At 59.3% G+C, this 16899-nt stretch carries 16 protein-coding genes, 3 tRNA genes and 1 pseudogene; 7 read left to right on the top strand and 13 right to left on the bottom strand.

Annotation, left to right across the window (positions count from 1 at the left end; genetic code table 11):
- Window positions 1-103: 103 nt before the first annotated feature.
- Both LO50_RS08720 and LO50_RS08715 read left to right on the top strand, forming a co-directional pair.
- A complete protein-coding gene (locus tag LO50_RS08720) occupies window positions 104-580 on the top strand; it encodes a MarR family winged helix-turn-helix transcriptional regulator (RefSeq protein ID WP_023445813.1) in 477 nt (158 codons plus the stop codon).
- A gap of 152 nt (window positions 581-732) precedes the next feature.
- A complete protein-coding gene (locus LO50_RS08715; RefSeq protein ID WP_044314728.1) occupies window positions 733-1158 on the top strand; it encodes an organic hydroperoxide resistance protein in 426 nt (141 codons plus the stop codon).
- Between the two features lie 97 nt (window positions 1159-1255).
- Here the strand turns inward: LO50_RS08715 and LO50_RS08710 are convergent, their stop codons facing one another.
- The 6 genes and pseudogenes from LO50_RS08710 to LO50_RS08690 form a co-directional block, all read right to left on the bottom strand.
- Window positions 1256-3091, bottom strand: coding sequence for a TonB-dependent receptor domain-containing protein (locus LO50_RS08710; RefSeq protein ID WP_425521997.1), 1836 nt, complete (start codon window positions 3089-3091; stop codon window positions 1256-1258).
- A gap of 202 nt (window positions 3092-3293) precedes the next feature.
- Window positions 3294-3782, bottom strand: coding sequence for a sensor histidine kinase (locus tag LO50_RS25345; protein ID WP_236690572.1), 489 nt, complete (start codon window positions 3780-3782; stop codon window positions 3294-3296).
- Window positions 3783-3825: 43 nt separating this feature from the next.
- Window positions 3826-4299 (bottom strand): annotated as a pseudogene (locus tag LO50_RS25340) (histidine kinase sensor domain-containing protein); the annotation flags it as partial.
- A gap of 98 nt (window positions 4300-4397) precedes the next feature.
- A complete protein-coding gene (locus tag LO50_RS08700; RefSeq protein ID WP_044314726.1) occupies window positions 4398-5093 on the bottom strand; it encodes a response regulator transcription factor in 696 nt (231 codons plus the stop codon).
- A 117-nt stretch (window positions 5094-5210) separates the two neighbouring features.
- Complete coding sequence (locus tag LO50_RS08695) at window positions 5211-5972, bottom strand: sulfite exporter TauE/SafE family protein (RefSeq protein WP_044314725.1); 762 nt, start codon at window positions 5970-5972, stop codon at window positions 5211-5213.
- Window positions 5973-5979: 7 nt separating this feature from the next.
- The gene (locus tag LO50_RS08690; RefSeq protein WP_044314752.1) at window positions 5980-6696 is read right to left on the bottom strand and encodes a FadR/GntR family transcriptional regulator; all 717 of its coding nucleotides are present in this window, start codon (window positions 6694-6696) and stop codon (window positions 5980-5982) included.
- A 349-nt stretch (window positions 6697-7045) separates the two neighbouring features.
- On the opposite strand from LO50_RS08690, the gene LO50_RS08685 reads away from it, so the two are divergent.
- Window positions 7046-8473 carry a hypothetical protein gene (locus LO50_RS08685; RefSeq protein WP_023445806.1) on the top strand — a complete coding sequence of 476 codons (1428 nt, stop codon included), beginning with the start codon at window positions 7046-7048 and terminating at the stop codon, window positions 8471-8473.
- 141 nt (window positions 8474-8614) lie between these two features.
- On the opposite strand, the gene LO50_RS08680 is transcribed toward LO50_RS08685, so the two are convergent.
- From LO50_RS08680 to LO50_RS08670, 3 genes are all read right to left on the bottom strand, one after another.
- Window positions 8615-8699, bottom strand: a tRNA-Leu gene (locus LO50_RS08680).
- Window positions 8700-8751: 52 nt separating this feature from the next.
- Window positions 8752-8827 (bottom strand) — tRNA-His (locus LO50_RS08675).
- Window positions 8828-8859: 32 nt separating this feature from the next.
- A tRNA-Arg gene (locus LO50_RS08670) sits at window positions 8860-8936 on the bottom strand.
- A gap of 273 nt (window positions 8937-9209) precedes the next feature.
- Between LO50_RS08670 and folD the strand changes: the two genes are divergently transcribed.
- Window positions 9210-10064 (top strand): bifunctional methylenetetrahydrofolate dehydrogenase/methenyltetrahydrofolate cyclohydrolase FolD, encoded by an 855-nt coding sequence (gene folD, locus LO50_RS08665; protein WP_044314724.1) that lies wholly within the window; start codon window positions 9210-9212, stop codon window positions 10062-10064.
- 60 nt (window positions 10065-10124) lie between these two features.
- Here folD and cysS read toward each other — a convergent pair whose 3' ends face one another.
- Window positions 10125-11510: a cysteine--tRNA ligase gene (cysS, locus tag LO50_RS08660; protein WP_044314723.1), complete on the bottom strand. Its 1386-nt coding sequence runs from the start codon at window positions 11508-11510 to the stop codon at window positions 10125-10127.
- Window positions 11510-13177, bottom strand: coding sequence for a glutamine--tRNA ligase/YqeY domain fusion protein (locus LO50_RS08655; RefSeq protein WP_044314751.1), 1668 nt, complete (start codon window positions 13175-13177; stop codon window positions 11510-11512). The genes cysS and LO50_RS08655 overlap by 1 nt, the downstream gene beginning before the upstream one ends.
- 202 nt (window positions 13178-13379) lie before the next feature.
- On the opposite strand from LO50_RS08655, the gene LO50_RS08650 reads away from it, so the two are divergent.
- Window positions 13380-13874, top strand: a complete 495-nt coding sequence (locus LO50_RS08650) for a peptidylprolyl isomerase (RefSeq protein WP_003300175.1) — start codon at window positions 13380-13382, stop codon at window positions 13872-13874.
- Between the two features lie 6 nt (window positions 13875-13880).
- A complete protein-coding gene (gene lpxH, locus LO50_RS08645; protein WP_044314722.1) occupies window positions 13881-14603 on the top strand; it encodes a UDP-2,3-diacylglucosamine diphosphatase in 723 nt (240 codons plus the stop codon).
- On the opposite strand, the gene LO50_RS08640 is transcribed toward lpxH, so the two are convergent.
- Window positions 14600-15205, bottom strand: a complete 606-nt coding sequence (locus LO50_RS08640) for a MiaE family protein (protein WP_044314721.1) — start codon at window positions 15203-15205, stop codon at window positions 14600-14602. The two genes, lpxH and LO50_RS08640, sit on opposite strands and share 4 nt — an antisense overlap.
- A 178-nt stretch (window positions 15206-15383) precedes the next feature.
- Between LO50_RS08640 and LO50_RS08635 the strand changes: the two genes are divergently transcribed.
- Window positions 15384-16244, top strand: a complete 861-nt coding sequence (locus tag LO50_RS08635; protein WP_044314750.1) for a universal stress protein — start codon at window positions 15384-15386, stop codon at window positions 16242-16244.
- Window positions 16245-16285: 41 nt separating this feature from the next.
- Here the strand turns inward: LO50_RS08635 and LO50_RS08630 are convergent, their stop codons facing one another.
- Window positions 16286-16762, bottom strand: coding sequence for a DUF1289 domain-containing protein (locus LO50_RS08630; protein WP_031297307.1), 477 nt, complete (start codon window positions 16760-16762; stop codon window positions 16286-16288).
- Window positions 16763-16899: the final 137 nt, after the last annotated feature.

The following is a 16899-nucleotide window of genomic DNA, read 5'->3' as shown; positions in this document are numbered from 1 at the left end:
GCGAAATGAGCTCGTTTTGACAGGCGCTCCTACAGCTCCGCTATTACGGCTAACAGGCGTGATTTCGCTACATTTGCGCGCCAGAGGTTTGGGCTATAACGTTATGCCACCTTTCCCGACCATTCCGATCATGACCAAGCCCCGCTCCTGTCCGGCCCTGCAGCTGGACAACCAACTCTGCTTCGCTTTGCATTCGACCTCGTTGCTGATGACCAAGGTCTACAAGCCGATGCTTCGACGGATCGGCCTAACCTATCCGCAGTACCTGGCGATGTTGGTGTTATGGGAAGGCGATGGCATCACCGTAGGTGACATCAGCGCGCGCCTGCTGACCGATCCGGGCTCGCTCACACCGCTACTGAAACGGCTTGAGGCTGAAGGCTTCATCACTCGCACTCGCCGCAGCGATGACGAACGGGTAGTGGAACTGCGCCTGACCGAGCAGGGTCGAGCATTACAGGCTGAAGCCGAATGCTTTCCGGCCAGTATCCTCAGCGCCAGCGGGCAGACCGCGGAAACGGTGGCAGCGCTAAAGACGCAAATCATCGCCCTGCGCACCGCACTGCAAAAGCTCGCCTAATCCCTCCTAGCGGCCCGACGATGCTCGCTGCTGTGCCAGCGGCGGAATGGCCGAAGGGCGAAAAACCTTGCGCGCAAAGTAAATCCTGACTACTTTCCTCACGGCATTTAGTTAGCGCGCAAAATAACTTCCATTACGCTAAGGAGAAAATCATGCAACCCATTCAGCCTCTCTACATAGCAACCGTTGCGGCCACCGGAGGGCGCGATGGGCGAGCCGTTTCGTCGGACAGCAACCTTGACGTCAAGTTGAGCACTCCTCGCGAGCTGGGCGGTCAGGGAGGCGACGCAACGAACCCGGAACAGCTGTTTGCGGCCGGGTATTCGGCGTGCTTCATTGGCGCCCTGAAGTTCGTCGCTGGCCAGCAGAAGCAAACGTTGCCGGCCGACACCGCGGTTACCGCCAACGTCGGTATCGGCCAGATCCCTGGCGGGTTCGGCCTCGAGGTCGAGCTGCAGATCAGCCTGCCAGGCCTTGACCGGGAGCTGGCCCAAAGCCTTATCGACGCTGCACATCAGGTTTGCCCGTACTCCAATGCAACTCGCGGGAACATCGACGTCCGCCTGGTTCTGAGCTGACAGCCCTGAGTGCATCGATACGTCTGGTGGCCCGAAAGATGCTCTTCGGGTCATACAGTCAGGTGAGCGACCTCAGGCCCGCCCTGATCAGAGATCATCAGATTCGCAGAGCCACACCGAGGCGCAGCTCGCGGCCAGACTCGTAACTGCCACGCACACCTTCGTAGCCTGGGATACGCTCGAAATCTTCGTTACTGGCGTGATCCAGATACTGCTTGTCAAAGACGTTCTTCAGCGTCAGGTTCAGGACAAGACGTTCATCGGGCAAAGCCGCCCATTGCGCATAAAGGTCGTGCACGCCATACCCTGGTTTGTTCAGAGTGCCGACACCGGTGTGCAGTGAATCCACCGCCTGAACGAAACGGCCCTGCCAGCCCAAATTCAACCTGTCACCAACCCGGTAATCAGCGAAGCCAATCCACGTATCGCCTAGTGTGGTACCGAGACCGTTGTGTTCGTATACGTTCAGGTCATCGCCGTCCAGCTCGATATCGTTATGGTGGAAGCTCAGCCCAACGCTCAGCTGCTGCCAGTGATAAGCGCTTTGGAGCAGAACGCCGCGGCTTTTCAGCGTCCCGCCGTTCACATAGAGATTGGGCCGGCCGCTGGGATCGTAGATCGCATCGCGAATCCGCGTATCGTAGATCTTGCCGGACAGCTCCAAACCGCCCTCTCGGAATTCGAATCCCAGCTCGTTGGTGCGCGCTTTTTCGGCATCGAGATCCGCCTCGTTGGCAGCCGCGTCAAGCTTGAACGCATCGCGGACTTGCACGCCGCGAAGCGCTTGGGAGTGCCCAGCGATCAGCGCAAGTTGCGGAGTTACCTGGTAGCGAAGGCTCAGATTTGGGCTGAAGCCTGCGTCGGCGAAGTCCTGCCCGTCGCGATCATCAAGGCGGTATCGATCGTAACGAACACCCATGCCCAACAGCAGCCTCTCGGTCAGCCGATAACTATCCTGGACGTAGAAACCGAGCACACTGCCCTCCTCCTGATCCAGATCGCGATCGCCGGCAGGGCCTAGACTGGTTTTGTCGTCTCGGTAGTCAATCCCATACGTCAGACGATGAGCACCGAATTCGCTGGTATTGCGCACATCCAACCCTGCGCTAGCGGTATCGCCGATATACAGCCCCCAGCGGCCATCCTGCTGCAGTTCTGTGGACGTGTGGTAGGTAGTCACCTCAAGATCGACCAGTTCGCTTAGCGGGTTCCAGCCGTACTTCAACGTCCAGGTGTCACGCTCTGTTTCCAAAGGAAAGAGCGGATTGAAGCCGCTCGGGATCCATTGAGGTCGCTGGGTGCGTTCGCCTTCATCGGTGCGCTTCTCGTAGGACAGGCGCAGCGTCTGCTCATCGTTCAACCGGCCGACCAGCTTGGCGAAACCTAGTTGCTGACGCGCGCCCGTGCCCAGCACATCGCGCCCGTTTCCATCTTCGTAATCGTTTTGCTCTTGATAGGTCGCCACGGCCAATGCAGACCAGTTTTCGTTGAAGCGGCCGTAAAGACTCGAACTGGGTTTGTAACCTTCAGCACTGCTGAAATAGCCACCCTTGATAAGCGCGCCTACCTGTTCACCCTCCCGCAACAGGTCATCGGGGTCCTTGGTGACGAATCGAATCGAACCACCCAGCGCCCCTGGCCCGGAAGTCGCGTCACCCGTCCCCGCCTGCACCTCAGCACGCTTTAGCAGTTCCGGTTCGATACCAATACGACCGGTGTGGTGGAACGTCTGACCTGGCTGGCTGGCACCATCGATCGTGATATTGAGCAGCGTGTCCTCGAAGCCACGCAAATAGAGCTTCTGCGCGACTGCGGGACCGCCGCCAACCGAGACCTCGGGGCTGGACTCGAACACATCCTGAAGATCAGCCGCCTGAAAATGCTGAAGTTGTTCGGCCTCAACGCTGTCCTCTTGAACATGGCGCGCGGTCACTTCGACACCGTCGAGCTCAAGGGGATCGCTGGATTGAGCCTGGCAGGGCAAAGCGCTCAACAGCGCAGCGAACGATAAGGAGCCAAGTAAAGACCGCTGGCATGGACAGTGTTGCATTGGTGAACCTCGATCATTAATGCGAACGTTTCGTATTAATGATTGTCACCGGAAGGATCGGCCTTCTGTATCACTTTTACAACTGTTACGCGGCAGAGGCCTCGCGTGGCAACCGGATAGTCATGCAAAGCCCTCCTTGCTCATGATTGCGCGCAGTCAGGCAGCCGCCGATGGCGAAGACTTGGCGCTGCGCTAGAGCCAGCCCAAGACCGAATCCCGCTCGATCTGAACTCAAACGCTCAAATGGCTGGAAAATGCGCTCTAACCATTGCTCTGGCACCCCAGACCCTTCGTCGATGACCTCAAGAAGGTACGTCTGTGGATCGCAGTTCAGATGAATGCTCACCGTGCCACCGGGTGGCGTATGTTCAAGAGCGTTGCGTACGATGTTCTCGATCGCTTGGCCAAGCGCGCGGTGGCAACTGCCAGTTAGTTCAGCCTCTACGGGAAGTTGCGTATCGATGTGGCGGTCCGGAAATTCGAAACGTGCGTCGTCGATAATGCTGTCGAGCAGATCGGTGAGATCCAGCGTCTCGTCGCGCAGCCTCGGGCGCTCGGTCTCGAGCCAGCTCATCGCGTCGCGAGCCCAGCAACAATCCGGCCCGAGCTTCATAATCCCCTTCGCTGAAGCGACGGGTTGCTTGTTGGAGTCGATTCAGCGGTCGCATCAGATGGCGATACAGCAAGAGGCAGCCAATCACCAAGAGGATCAGCGGCAGAACCAGCTCGAGCAACAGCCGCGCGGGGTACCAGTAATGCCCGGGCCGCATTCGCTGCGGCAGCTGAATCAGAAAATGCCGCTGTCCATCGGCGAACGGCACGTCCATGATCGGGTTGTCCTGAAAGTAGAGGTGGATCTTCCAGGACGGGTCCCGCCCGAGACTAAACTCACTGAGGAAGCGCTTGGACAATTCACTGCCGGCCAAGGCTTGCAGCTGCGGCTGGACTACGGCTGCCCAGATTTGCTCCTGGCGCTGCACACTACGCAGCCAGTCCCGCAGCGCCCGCTCATCGCCAGTGCGATACAGCTCTTCGGCCTGCAGTGCGTACTGACGCAGGGTGCGCTGATGGTCGGCGTCAATGAAACTCATCTGTTCTTCGGCTTGACCACTAAGCCGTGCGATGACCCAGAACAACGCTACGCTACCCAGCGCCACGCCTAGGCAGAGTTTCCAGAACAGGCGCCGATTCATTGGAAACAGTAGCCACGACCGTGGAGCGTTTGCAGGCGGTCGGCTGCCACGCCTGCATCGCTCAAATGTCGCCGTATCCGGCTGACGTGCATGTCGAGGCTGCGGTCATAACCGCTGTACTCACGATCCAGAACCACACGGTAGAGATAAGGCTTGCTGAGCACCTCCCCACGCTGCAGCAAGAACTGCCAAAGCAGCCGGAACTGCAAGGGCGTCAGCGCGAGGTCATACGAGCCGGCGCGTGCATGTAGACTGCATCGTTCGAGCACAAGTGAATCGACCTGAAGCGTCGATGGCGACGGTACGCGATGTTCCATGCTGCGAGTTCGCCGCAAGATCGCATCGATGCGCAGCTGTAGTTCGGTCAGGTTGAATGGTTTGGACAGATAGTCATCCGCGCCGTGGCGCAGTCCGCGAATCCGTTCTTCCTCTGCTCCGCATGCGGTGAGCATGATCACCGGTGTCTGTTGTTGCTCGCGCAGCCGGCGCAGTACAGAAAGCCCATTGATGTCCGGCAGCATCACATCCAGCAGCACCAGGTCCGGTGCATTGGCCAACGCCATAGCCAGCCCGCTTTCGCCGAGCAAGCTGGAGCGCACTGCATATCCCTGCAGGCGTAACAGATCGCCGAGTTGAGCGCTGAGAACCTGATCGTCTTCTATAACCAGCACATCAGCCAGGTATCCGCCCATTGCCACTCCCTGTTGGGTGGATGCACCCATCGCTTAAAGATAACAATTCTCATCAAGCTTAAGCGAAAGCAGTGATTGGCGAGAAGGCGGAATCGGTCCCTATGGAGCAAGCCGGTATCAGGCGCGGAAAAAAAGCACCGTCATCACGGCACCTGTGATGATCACGACCGCCCGAACGAAGCTCGAAGGGAGCCGGCGACCGACGCGTGCCATGACATAGCCGCCGACAGTCGCCGCCAGCATCATCACCAGCGCTTCGCGCCATAGGATCGCACCGCCGAATGCATATACAGACACGGCGATCGCGGTCAGTACAGACGAAACCAGATTCTTGAGCCCCTGCATCGAGTTGATGTCTCGATAGCCGAGCAAGCTGAATGCAGCGAGTAGCACGATGCCCAGACCGCCATTGAAGTAGCCGCCGTATACGCTGACAACAGCCAGAGTGAAACCCTGCACCAGTGCATTCGCCTCATTTTCGGTCGAATCGCGCTTGAACCTGCGCAATAACCAGGGCCCGAAGGCGAACAGCAGCGTCGCGATAAGCAATAGCCAAGGCACGATCGCACGGAATACGTCATCGGGCGTGGTCAGCAGCAACCCCGCCCCTACTGCACCGCCGCCGAGGCTGATGGCAACGAGCGTCCCCATCGACAGCGTTGCTGGCGGGCGCAGGTCCTCTCGATAGCCCCAGGTGCTTGCAAAATAGCCAGGTAGAAGCGCGAGCGTGCCTGAGGCATTGGCCACCACAGCAGGCACGCCGGCATAAACCAATGCCGGGAACGTGAAAAAACTACCGCCACCGGCAATGGCGTTCAGCCCGCCGCCAAGAAAAGCGGCAACCAGCAGAATTGCCCACGTTGTGATCGAATGATCCATGAAAGTTCTACTCCCTTGTGTCCGCGTTTCGAGAATCGGTTTCCAGCGTACTGGCCAGCGTTTCGAGCGCCGGAGTCAATAGCTCGCTGGCCGCTATGGCAGCCTGCTCGGGACAACCGCGGGCTATGGCGTCATAGACAACTGCGTGTGCTGCATAGGTGGGTTCCGGGAGCTGCTGCTCGCCCTCCGTCTTGGCAATGGTGTTCTGCAGACCCGCCCAGAAGAACTGATACATTTCCAGCAGCGTGGTGTTGTGGCTGGCGCGGACGATGCTCAGATGAAAATCGGCATCCCGTTCGACGAACGCTTCAAGTGAGGCGTCATCGGTCCAGGTCCCTCGCGCTCCGAGAGCGTCACGTATCGTTTGCAGGTCCTCATCCGTGCGCCGCGACGCAGCCAGACGCGCAGCTTCGACCTCCAGCGCGCGTCGGACTTCGAGCTGGTCATGCAGCGCGGCGTGATCTAGGCGCTGGAGTAATCCAGACGGGTCTCGACTGGAGAGTACGAACGTCCCCGCACCCTGGCGGACCTCCAGCACCCCGGTATGAACCAGCGCTCGCACTGCCTCTCTGACGGTATTTCTGCCAACACCTAAAGAGTTGCTGAGCTGGCTTTCGGTAGGAATTCGCATACCCGGCGTCCACTCGCCAGCATTGATCTGCGACCGCATTTGCTCGATTACCCGTTCTACAAGTGACGAGCGCGAGGTGTACTGCAACGACATATGATCACCTTTCAATTCATCCCATGTTTTAATCATAGGATGAATTTCATCCGATACACAATTAGATGCTTCAATCGATCATTTCGTTGTCAGCCGCAGGTAGCTCGCCTGCGCTGTGATCCATGGCAGACGAGCGTGTTGCTCGGAGTGCAGCGAGCGCGCTGTGGTGGCTAGCAAACTTGCGAATACGGCGAGCAGTTACCCTCGCGTTGTTGCATAGCCTGGGACAGGCAAAAGGGGCTATGCGCAAGGCTTCCCGACAGAACCATCCTCAGGCAGAAGCCACTCTCGCGTACCTGCTAGCAAAGCTTGCTAAGCTGGCCACGTTTTACTGTCATTTGGGGGTTCCGTGTTTTCGCTCAAGCGCAAAGGTGATTTCCGCCTGCAGCTGACCCGCACGCTGAAGCAGCCTGGACGGCACAAGATCGAGCTGTATCTGTTCACCCCGCACGAGAGCAACCTGTCGGCCTGGACCCTGTCGGAAGAGCAGTTTTTCTTTACGACCCTAACGCACAGTTTCGGGCTGCTTGGCATGCCATCGAAGGACCGCATCAGCAAGGCTGACCAATCCTTCGTGCTGCTCTCACCGCACTACGAAATCATGTACGGCTCCTGGTTCTTCCAGTACCAGGCTTCAATGGAGCGCTTGCGCCAGCAGATGCTCACGTCCGAAGCTGTGGCAGAGCCCGTAGCGCGAGCCCTGCGGCTCAGCCAGAACTTCGCGCAACGCCTGCGCAAGTCCAGCCCGAAGCAGAGCAACCAACAGCGCTACTTCCGCCAGATGGACATCTATTTCTCGTGGCATGCCGAGCAATTCTTGCTGGAAAGCATGACCCTCGAGGGCTACGCGGCCCTCGACGAGGAACTCAAGCAATCAGTGGCGGAGTTCCTGCACCAGGAACACAGATACCGTAAGGAGCGCGAGTACCTGAGCGACTTCCACGGCACCCCGACACGCATATGGAACCGCATGGCTCTATATCACCGGCTGCTGGAGTACCCAGTACTGCTGCGTTCGAAGGTTACGCAGTTGGGCGCCGGCACTCACAAGCTGGTCAAGGCGGCGTCGACGATGCTGATCATGTCGCTCTTCACCTACTTCCTGTTCAATGCGCGCGACGCCAGCGAGAAACTCTCGCTCACTCTTCTGCTTGTGATAGCGCTGGTCTACGCCGTCCGTGATCTGCTGCGCGACGACATGATCACCGCCATCACCCGCAGACTACGCAAAGGCAAGCCGCGCTGGAAGATTCGCCTGTTCATGCCCTACACCCGCAAGTTGCTCGCGCAGCAACGGGTCTGGCTCGACTACCGCAAGCTGGCGGATCTACCGCCCCTGGTTCGGGAACACTCCGGCAAATGGGCCACCAACGAGGAGCGGCAGATCATCTGCTATCGCGTGCTGCTGAGTCTGGACAACGCAGCATTGGAACACGACGAGATTCGGGAGCGGCTCACGCTGGATTGCGAACAGCTTTGCGCGATGATCCAGGCGAGCCACAACAAATTGTTTGTCCCGGCCGACGAAGATGATTCCGCCAGCGATGGCAGCAAAGGTTCAGTTCAAGCCCACCCCATCGAGAAGCAGCACGACTACAACCTGCTGCTGTTGCACACCAATCCCGGTGAGCATTTTCCATCGGCCCAGCGCTGGCGCCTGAGGCTCGGTACCAACGGCATAGTGCAATGCGAAAGCAAGAAGGCCCACTGGCCTGAACCACCTGAGCTACAACGCCCCGCATGGCATCGATTGAGTCGTCTGTGGCGGCGAGGATAATCAGTACCATCAACCTCCGCCGTCTGCGCTGCAAGGCATCGTGCGTAGCCTCACGTGTTACAACAGCAGACACAAAAAAGCCCCTGTTACGGGGCTTTTAAAGATTTTCGATTCTTCTTGCAAAGCTTCGAAATCATGAGATGGTGCGGACGGAGAGACTCGAACTCTCACACCTTGCGGCGCCAGAACCTAAATCTGGTGTGTCTACCAATTTCACCACGTCCGCCAAGCAGGGCTTAAACGAAAACGCCAGGCAATGCCTGGCGCTTTCTGGAATATGGGGTGGACGAAGGGGATCGAACCCTCGACACCAGGAGCCACAATCCTGTGCTCTACCAACTGAGCTACGCCCACCATATTGCATTTGCTTGTGCCAGAGGCCGAAATGGCGCACCCGGCAGGACTCGAACCTGCGACCATCCGCTTAGAAGGCGGATGCTCTATCCAGCTGAGCTACGGGCGCTTTATCTGCATTCTGTTCGGAGCGCAGACTTGAAGCTCCGGCTATTGAAGAAGTAACCCTCTTCGAAAGCCATCTTACCCAGCAGCAGGCTGTGCTCGACAAGCGGGGCGAATGTTATAGAGGCTCCAAACACTCGTCAACAGCAAATTCAAAAAAATTTCAGTTAGATAAAGGAGTTACAGGTGCCGGTAGCTGCTTCGCCTTTGCCACATCGCTGCGACATGCGAGAATACGCGCCCTTTCCAAGTCCTCTCCAATGGTTAACCAAGCGTCATGACCGCAAAACTGATCGACGGTAAAACGATTGCTGCCAACATTCGCCAACAGATCTCCGGTCGTGTTGCCGAACGCCGCGCCCAAGGGCTTCGCGCTCCCGGCCTCGCCGTGATCCTGGTGGGCAGCGACCCAGCCTCCCAGGTTTACGTGGCGCACAAGCGCAAGGATTGCGCGGAGGTGGGCTTCAATTCCGTGGCCCATGACCTGCCGAGCGATACTCGCCAGGAAGATCTTCTTGCGCTAATCGATCAGCTCAACGACGACGCCTCCATCGACGGCATCCTTGTGCAACTGCCGCTGCCAAAACACCTCGATGCTTCGCAATTGCTCGAGCGCATCCGTCCGGACAAGGATGTGGACGGCTTCCACCCCTATAACGTCGGTCGTCTCGCGCAACGCATGCCGCTGCTACGCCCCTGCACGCCAAAGGGGATCATCACGCTGCTGGAGAGCACCGGTGTCGATCTGCACGGTCTGGATGCGGTCGTCGTGGGCGCATCCAACATTGTCGGTCGCCCAATGGCGCTGGAACTGCTCTTGGCTGGCTGTACCACCACCGTTACCCATCGCTTCACCCGCAACCTCGAAGAGCACGTTCGCCGAGCTGATCTGGTCGTGGTAGCGACCGGTATCACCGGTCTGGTGAAGGGTGAGTGGATCAAGCCTGGGGCGATCGTCATCGATGTGGGCATCAACCGCCAGGCCGACGGGCGCCTGCTGGGCGACGTTGAATTCGGACCAGCCAGCGAACGTGCCGCCTGGATCACTCCGGTTCCGGGTGGAGTAGGTCCGATGACCCGAGCCTGCCTGCTGGAAAACACACTGCACGCCGCCGAACATTTGCATCGATAACTACTGCGAGTAAAACAAGAACGGCACCTTTCGGTGCCGTTTTTGAGTACGCCGTCACTTTTATTCAGCAAGACGCCATGTCGTTCCGCCTTTGCCATCCTCCAGCACCACCCCCATCGCGGTGAGCTGTTCACGGATACGATCGGATTCGGCCCAGTTCTTTTCAGCTCGAGCCGTGAGGCGCGCAGCGATCAACGCCTCGACCTCGGTGGCATCGACCTTGCCCGCCGCACCAGCCTGCAGGAAGGCTTCAGGCTCAAGCTGCAGCACGCCCAATACACCAGCCAATTCCTTGAGGCGCGCAGCCAGCGCCGCAGCTGCGGCCAGATCAGACTCACGCAGACGGTTCACCTCACGGATCATCTCGAACAGCACCGCGCAGGCTTCCGGCGAATTGAAGTCGTCGTCCATCGCCACGCCGAAGCGCGCGACGAACTCGTCGCCGCCGCCCGGCGTCGCCTCAGGCAGGCCCTTGAGGCCGTTGTAGAAGCGTTCCAGGGCGCCCTTGGCCTCGCGCAGGCTGTCTTCGGAGTAGTTGATTGGGCTGCGATAGTGGCTGGAAACCAGCAGATAGCGCACCACCTCAGGATGGTACTTTTCCAGCACTTCCCGAATGGTGAAGAAGTTGCCTAGGCTCTTGGACATCTTCTCGCCATCGACACGCACCGCGCCGGCATGCATCCAGGCATTGGCGTACTGCTTGCCAGTGGCTGCTTCACTTTGGGCGATCTCGTTCTCGTGGTGCGGGAACACCAGATCCGGACCACCGCCATGAATGTCGAAGGTCTCGCCTAGGCAGCAGGTCGACATCACCGAGCATTCGATATGCCAGCCCGGACGACCGGCGCCCCAGGGCGAATCCCAGCTCGGTTCACCTGGCTTGGCGCCCTTCCACAGCACGAAATCCAGTGGATCATCCTTGGCCTCATCGACCTCGATGCGCGCGCCGATCTTCAGGTCCTCGATCTTGCGCCGCGACAGCTTGCCGTAACCGACGAACTTGCCGACCCGGTAATAGACATCACCATTGCCCGGCGCATAGGCGAAGCCCTTGTCGATGAGCGTCTGGATCATCGTATGCATGCCGGCGATATGGTCAGTCGCACGTGGCTCGATATCCGGACGCAGTACGTTGAGGCGGGTCTCGTCCTCGTGCATGGCGGCGATCATTCTCTCGACCAGCGCCTGGAACGGCTCGCCGTTCTCGCTGGCACGGCGGATGATCTTGTCGTCGATGTCGGTGATGTTACGCACGTAGGTCACGTCGTAGCCGCGGTGGCGCAGCCAACGGGTGACCACGTCGAACGCGACCATCACCCGTGCATGACCGATGTGGCAGAAGTCATAGACCGTCATGCCACAGACGTACATACGCACCTTGTTGCCTTCCAGCGGGCGGAACGCTTCCTTGGTCTTGGTCAGCGTGTTGTAGATCGACAGCGCCATCATTGACCCCAGGAGTCACGCAGCGTGACGGTGCGGTTGAACACGGGAGCGCCCGGCTTGCTGTCCTTCATGTCCGCGCAGAAATAGCCTTCGCGTTCAAACTGGAACCGCTCTTCAGGTTCGGCACTGGCCAGCGACGGCTCGGCACGGCACCCCTTGAGCACAACCAGCGACTCCAGATTGATGTTGTCGAGGAAGCTACCGCCCTCCTCGTCCTTTTCCGGATTGGCCGAGCGGAACAGGCGATCGTACAGACGCACCTCGCACTCGACGCTCTCGGCGGCCGGCACCCAGTGGATGACGCCCTTGACCTTGCGCCCCTCCGGATTCTTGCCGAGGGTGTTCTCGTCATAGGAACAGCGCAGCTCGACGATATTGCCCTGATCATCCTTCACGGCTTCATCGGCACGGATGACGTAGCTGCCGCGCAGGCGCACTTCGCCGCCCGGAATCAAGCGTTTGAACCCAGCCGGAGGGACTTCCTCGAAGTCGCCGGCGTCGATGTAGAGTTCCCGGCTGAATGGCAGCACCCGCACGCCCATATCCTGCTTGGGATGGCGCGGTAGCTCGAGGTTCTCGACCTGACCTTCCGGGTAGTTGGTAATCACCACCTTGAGCGGCTTGAGCACGCACATTGCACGGGCTGCATTGGCATCAAGATCTTCGCGGATGGCGAACTCCAGCATGCCGATGTCGACGACGCCACCGGCGCGATTCACACCGATCATGTCGCAGAAATTGCGGATCGACGCCGGGGTGTAACCGCGACGACGAAAGCCCGAAAGCGTCGACATCCTCGGATCGTCCCAGCCGTTCACGTGCTTCTCATCGACCAGCTGCTTGAGCTTGCGCTTGCTGGTGATGGTGTAGTTCAGGTTGAGGCGAGCGAATTCGTACTGACGCGGCTGCGCCGGCACCGGCAAGTTGGCCAGGAACCACTCATACAGCGGACGGTGATCCTCGAATTCCAATGTACAGATCGAATGCGTGATGCCTTCGATGGCATCCGACTGACCATGGGTGAAATCGTAGCTGGGGTAGATGCACCACTTGTCGCCGGTCTGGTGATGGTGCGCATGGCGAATGCGATAGAGGATCGGGTCGCGCAGGTTCATGTTGGGCGAAGCCATGTCGATCTTCGCCCGCAGCGCACGGGCGCCATCCGGGAATTCACCGGCTTTCATGCGCGCGAAGAGATCGAGGTTTTCCTCCACCGACCGCTCGCGGAACGGACTGTTCTTGCCGGGCTCGGTCAGGCTGCCGCGATACTCACGCGCTTGCTCAGGCGTCAGATCACAGACATAGGCCTTGCCCGCCTTGATCAGGTGAATTGCCCACTCGTGCAGCTGATCGAAATAATTGGAGGCATAGCGCTCCTCGCCCGCCCACTGAAAGCCCAGCCATTCGACATCACTCTTGATGGCGTCGATGTACTCCTGGTCTTCCTTGGCCGGGTTGGTGTCATCGAAGCGCAGGTTGCACTCGCCACCGAACTCCTTCGCCAGGCCGAAATTCAGGCAGATCGATTTGGCGTGGCCGATATGCAGATAGCCATTGGGCTCAGGCGGGAAGCGGGTGACGATCTTGGCGTGCTTGCCGGAGTCCAGGTCGGCCTGGACGATCGGACGGAGAAAGTTGCTAGCGGCGGGAGTCTCGGGCTTGCTCATGATGTCCTTAACGATCAGCGAGTGCGGCTCAGGGTAGGCCGACCAAATCAAAGCGCTTATCATAGCGGACCCGTCAACCCCCTGACAGAGCAATGCGCCCAAGGCGGCACTGCCATCAGCGCCTGACGGCATTCGGTACGACGACCCTTGCAGCGGCCTGTCCCGCACTTGGCCAGCCCCACGAAAACGGAATCTCTCCCCGATGATCAAACTGCACACCAACTACGGCGTCATCACCGTCAACCTGTTCGAAGACAAGGCACCGGAAACCACTGCCAACTTCAAGGAATACGTGAAGAGCGGTCACTACGACGGCACCATCTTCCACCGCGTGATCAGCAACTTCATGATCCAGGGCGGCGGTTTCGAGTCTGGCATGAAGCAGAAGCCGACTCGCGCCCCTATCAAGAACGAGGCCAACAACGGCCTGTCGAACAAGACCGGTACCCTGGCCATGGCGCGCACCATGGAGCCGCACTCTGCCTCCGCGCAGTTCTTCATCAACGTGAAGGACAACGACTTCCTCGATCACAGCGCGCCAACCGTTCAGGGCTGGGGTTACGCCGTATTCGGCGAGGTGACCGAAGGCATGGACGTGGTCGAGAAGATCAAGGCCGTGGCGACCACCATGAAATCCGGTCACCAGGACGTTCCAGTGGAAGACGTGGTGATCGAGAAAGCGGAAATCGTCGAGTAATCGCGAGTGATTCTGCTGATCTCCGATCTGCACCTGGAAGAGGAACGCCCGGACATTACCCGGGCGTTTCTGCATTTTCTCGCCACTCGCGCGTGCCAGGCCGAAGCGCTGTACATACTCGGCGACTTTTTTGAGGTCTGGATCGGCGACGATGCCATGACACCCTTCCAGCAATCGATCGCCGACGCGTTACGCGCCCTGAGCGAACGCGGTACGCGCATTTACCTGATGCACGGCAACCGTGACTTCATGCTGGGCAAGGGCTTCTGCCGCGCGGCGGGCTGTACGCTGCTGGGCGACCCGAGTGTGGTCCAGCTCGGCGGTGAGCGCGTCCTGCTGATGCATGGCGACAGCCTGTGCACCCGCGACGAAGGCTACATGCGGTTACGGCGTTTGCTGCGCAATCCGCTCAGCCTGTTCATCCTGCGTCATCTGCCGTTGTCCACTCGCCGAAAACTCGCGCGCAAGCTGCGCAATGAAAGTCGCGCCCAGACGCGCATGAAGGCTTCGGACATCATCGATGTCACCCCGGAGCTGGTTCCTCGAGTACTCGCCGAGCATGGCGTGCGGACCCTGATCCATGGCCACACCCATCGCCCCGCGACACACGAACTGGAAGTCGACGGCCGCCCGGCACGGCGCATCGTGCTCGGCGACTGGGACCAGCAAGGCTGGGCGTTACAGGTCGACGAGAGCGGCTTTCAACAGGCCCCGTTCGATCTGAACTAAGCCGCCAGCGGCACGCCGCTGTGAAAGCGAAACTCGGCGTCCGGGCTTTCGATGAGCTCGCGCTCGCGTTCACGTACCCGAATGATCGCCGTATCGACATCGGCCGCATCGCCATATTGGTACGCCAGCTTGAGATAGTCCTGAAAGTGCCGCGCTTCCGACTTGAGCAGCCCGTGATAGAACTTGCCCAGCTCCTCATCCAGATGCGGCACCAACATGGCGAAACGCTCACAGGAGCGTGCTTCGATAAAGGCACCGATCACCAGCGTATCAGTCAGCCGGTACGGCTCATGATTGCGTACGAGTTCGCGCAGGCCGGCTGCATAGCGTGACGACCCAACGTTCCGCAGCTGGATCTCTCGTCGGCGAACGATTGCCAGTACCTGCTCGAAATGACGCAGCTCCTCACGGGCGAGGCGCGACATCTTGTTCTGCAGGTCCGGTTTGTCAACGTAGCGAAACATCAACTGGAACGCCGCACCTGCCGCCTTCTTCTCGCAGTTTCCATGATCGATGAGCATCACATCCTGATTCTGCAACGCTGCATCCACCCATGCGGCGGGTGTGGCACAACCGAGGAATTCGTTGAGATCAGGAAGCATGTCTAGCCTTGCATATTCAGGAACTTAATAAGCCGACAGTTAAATGGCACCGCCGGACACCGGACGGGCATTATTGCGAATGCCGCGCGGAGCAGCCAGCCTTGCTTGATATACATCACGGCCGGCATCGCAGGCTTGTCTATAGTTGACCAACCTGAATCTGGAAATGGAGCCGATCATGCAAGCCATTCGCTGCATCCTCGTGGTAATTGACCCGAACCAGCCGCAAGAGCTGGCACTCAAACGTGCGCGACTGATCGCAAGTGTCAGCCAGTCCCGCCTGCACCTGCTGGTGTGCGATACCAAACACGACCACGGTGCCCACCTGACCTCACTGAGCGAACAGCTGGCTAGCGAGGGCCATCAGGTGTCCACCCAGCAGGCGTGGCACGAGAGCATCCATCAGACCATCATCAACGTGCAGCAGGCCGAAGGTTGCGGGTTGGTCGTCAAGCAGCACGTGCCGGACAACCCCCTCAAGCGCGCCCTGCTCACTCCCGAGGACTGGAAGCTGCTGCGTTATTGCCCCAGCCCGGTGCTGATGGTGAAAACTGACAAGCCATGGACAGGCGGAAACATTCTCGCCGCGGTGGACGTCGGCAACGCCGATCTGGAACACCGCACGCTGCACGCGACCATCATCAATCACGGCTACGAGATCGCCAGCCTCGCCGACGGCAAGCTGCACGTCATCAGTGCGCATCCTTCAGCGATGCTTTCCGCCGCCGACCCGGCGTTCCAACTCAAGGAAACCATCGAAGCTCGGTATAGAGATGCCTGCAAGCAGTTCCAGGAAGAGTTTCAGATTCCTGACGCTCAGCTACATGTCGAGGAAGGCCCTGCCGATGCGCTGATTCCGCGCGTTTGCCACCAGCTCAAGGCCGTCGTCACAGTGATCGGCACGGTGGCGAGGACCGGATTCTCTGGCGCGCTGATGGGTAACACTGCCGAGGTGGTGCTCGACACGCTGGAAAGCGATGTCCTGGTACTCAAGCCCAACGACATCATCGATCACCTCGAAGACCTGGTTCGCCACTGAGTCAGACCGCCCCGAACGAAAGCACTGGCCCGCGGGCTTCATCAGACCCTGAAGTCGATACCTTCCGCTAGAAAGCGTGGCGCGATGTAGCGCTCGTAATGAGCCTCGGAAAGCAGGAAGAACTCCTGATCGATCGCGTCGCGCAGTTCAGGCAGCGGTCGATCACGGAATTCGGGTAGCAAAGCAACGCCATAGGCTTCGAGCTGCTGAATCAGCCGCGCGCCGCGCGCGATCAACTGATAGGCCCAGCAGTAGGGAGACTGCTCCACTACAAAGCGGATCTGCCGAGCCTCCAGCTGCTGGCGCAACAGCTGAGCATCGAACACTTCGAGTTTGGCCGTCATGACCTGCGCCAGGAGGATTTCCAGACGCCGCCATACCGCCCGCTTTTCCTCTTCGCCATAGGCGTTCCAGTTAACCACCTCATGATGGAATCGCTTGCACCCACGGCAGACGATATCGCCGTACACCGTCGAGCACAGACCAATGCAAGGGGTTTTGATGCGCTGTGAGGACATGACCGAAGCAGGTTGATGGCGGGCCGAGCATCTTAGACTTTTGTCCTACCAGGGTCATCCTTGTTTAAAGCGTGGCCCCCTCTTGCGCCGCCACAAGCCCAGGCCCCGCGGGCCCGAGCGAAATCTTTTCACGCAAG

Origin of the sequence: Stutzerimonas stutzeri, from assembly GCF_000935215.1 — a bacterium.
Lineage (GTDB): Bacteria > Pseudomonadota > Gammaproteobacteria > Pseudomonadales > Pseudomonadaceae > Stutzerimonas.
The sequence above is the reverse complement of the archived record's forward strand: the minus strand, read 5'-3'. Positions and strand labels throughout refer to the sequence as shown.

Coding starts and splice junctions, on each gene's coding strand:
- LO50_RS08720 (WP_023445813.1), top strand. CDS start 104: ATGCCACCTTTCCCGACCATTCCGATCATGACCAAGCCCCGCTCCTGT.
- LO50_RS08630 (WP_031297307.1), bottom strand. CDS start 16,762: ATGTCCTCACAGCGCATCAAAACCCCTTGCATTGGTCTGTGCTCGACG.
- folD (WP_044314724.1), top strand. CDS start 9,210: ATGACCGCAAAACTGATCGACGGTAAAACGATTGCTGCCAACATTCGC.
- LO50_RS08690 (WP_044314752.1), bottom strand. CDS start 6,696: ATGTCGTTGCAGTACACCTCGCGCTCGTCACTTGTAGAACGGGTAATC.
- LO50_RS08700 (WP_044314726.1), bottom strand. CDS start 5,093: ATGGGCGGATACCTGGCTGATGTGCTGGTTATAGAAGACGATCAGGTT.
- LO50_RS08650 (WP_003300175.1), top strand. CDS start 13,380: ATGATCAAACTGCACACCAACTACGGCGTCATCACCGTCAACCTGTTC.
- LO50_RS08715 (WP_044314728.1), top strand. CDS start 733: ATGCAACCCATTCAGCCTCTCTACATAGCAACCGTTGCGGCCACCGGA.
- cysS (WP_044314723.1), bottom strand. CDS start 11,510: ATGGCGCTGTCGATCTACAACACGCTGACCAAGACCAAGGAAGCGTTC.
- LO50_RS08635 (WP_044314750.1), top strand. CDS start 15,384: ATGCAAGCCATTCGCTGCATCCTCGTGGTAATTGACCCGAACCAGCCG.
- LO50_RS08640 (WP_044314721.1), bottom strand. CDS start 15,205: ATGCTTCCTGATCTCAACGAATTCCTCGGTTGTGCCACACCCGCCGCA.
- LO50_RS08655 (WP_044314751.1), bottom strand. CDS start 13,177: ATGAGCAAGCCCGAGACTCCCGCCGCTAGCAACTTTCTCCGTCCGATC.
- LO50_RS25345 (WP_236690572.1), bottom strand. CDS start 3,782: ATGAGCTGGCTCGAGACCGAGCGCCCGAGGCTGCGCGACGAGACGCTG.
- LO50_RS08695 (WP_044314725.1), bottom strand. CDS start 5,972: ATGGATCATTCGATCACAACGTGGGCAATTCTGCTGGTTGCCGCTTTT.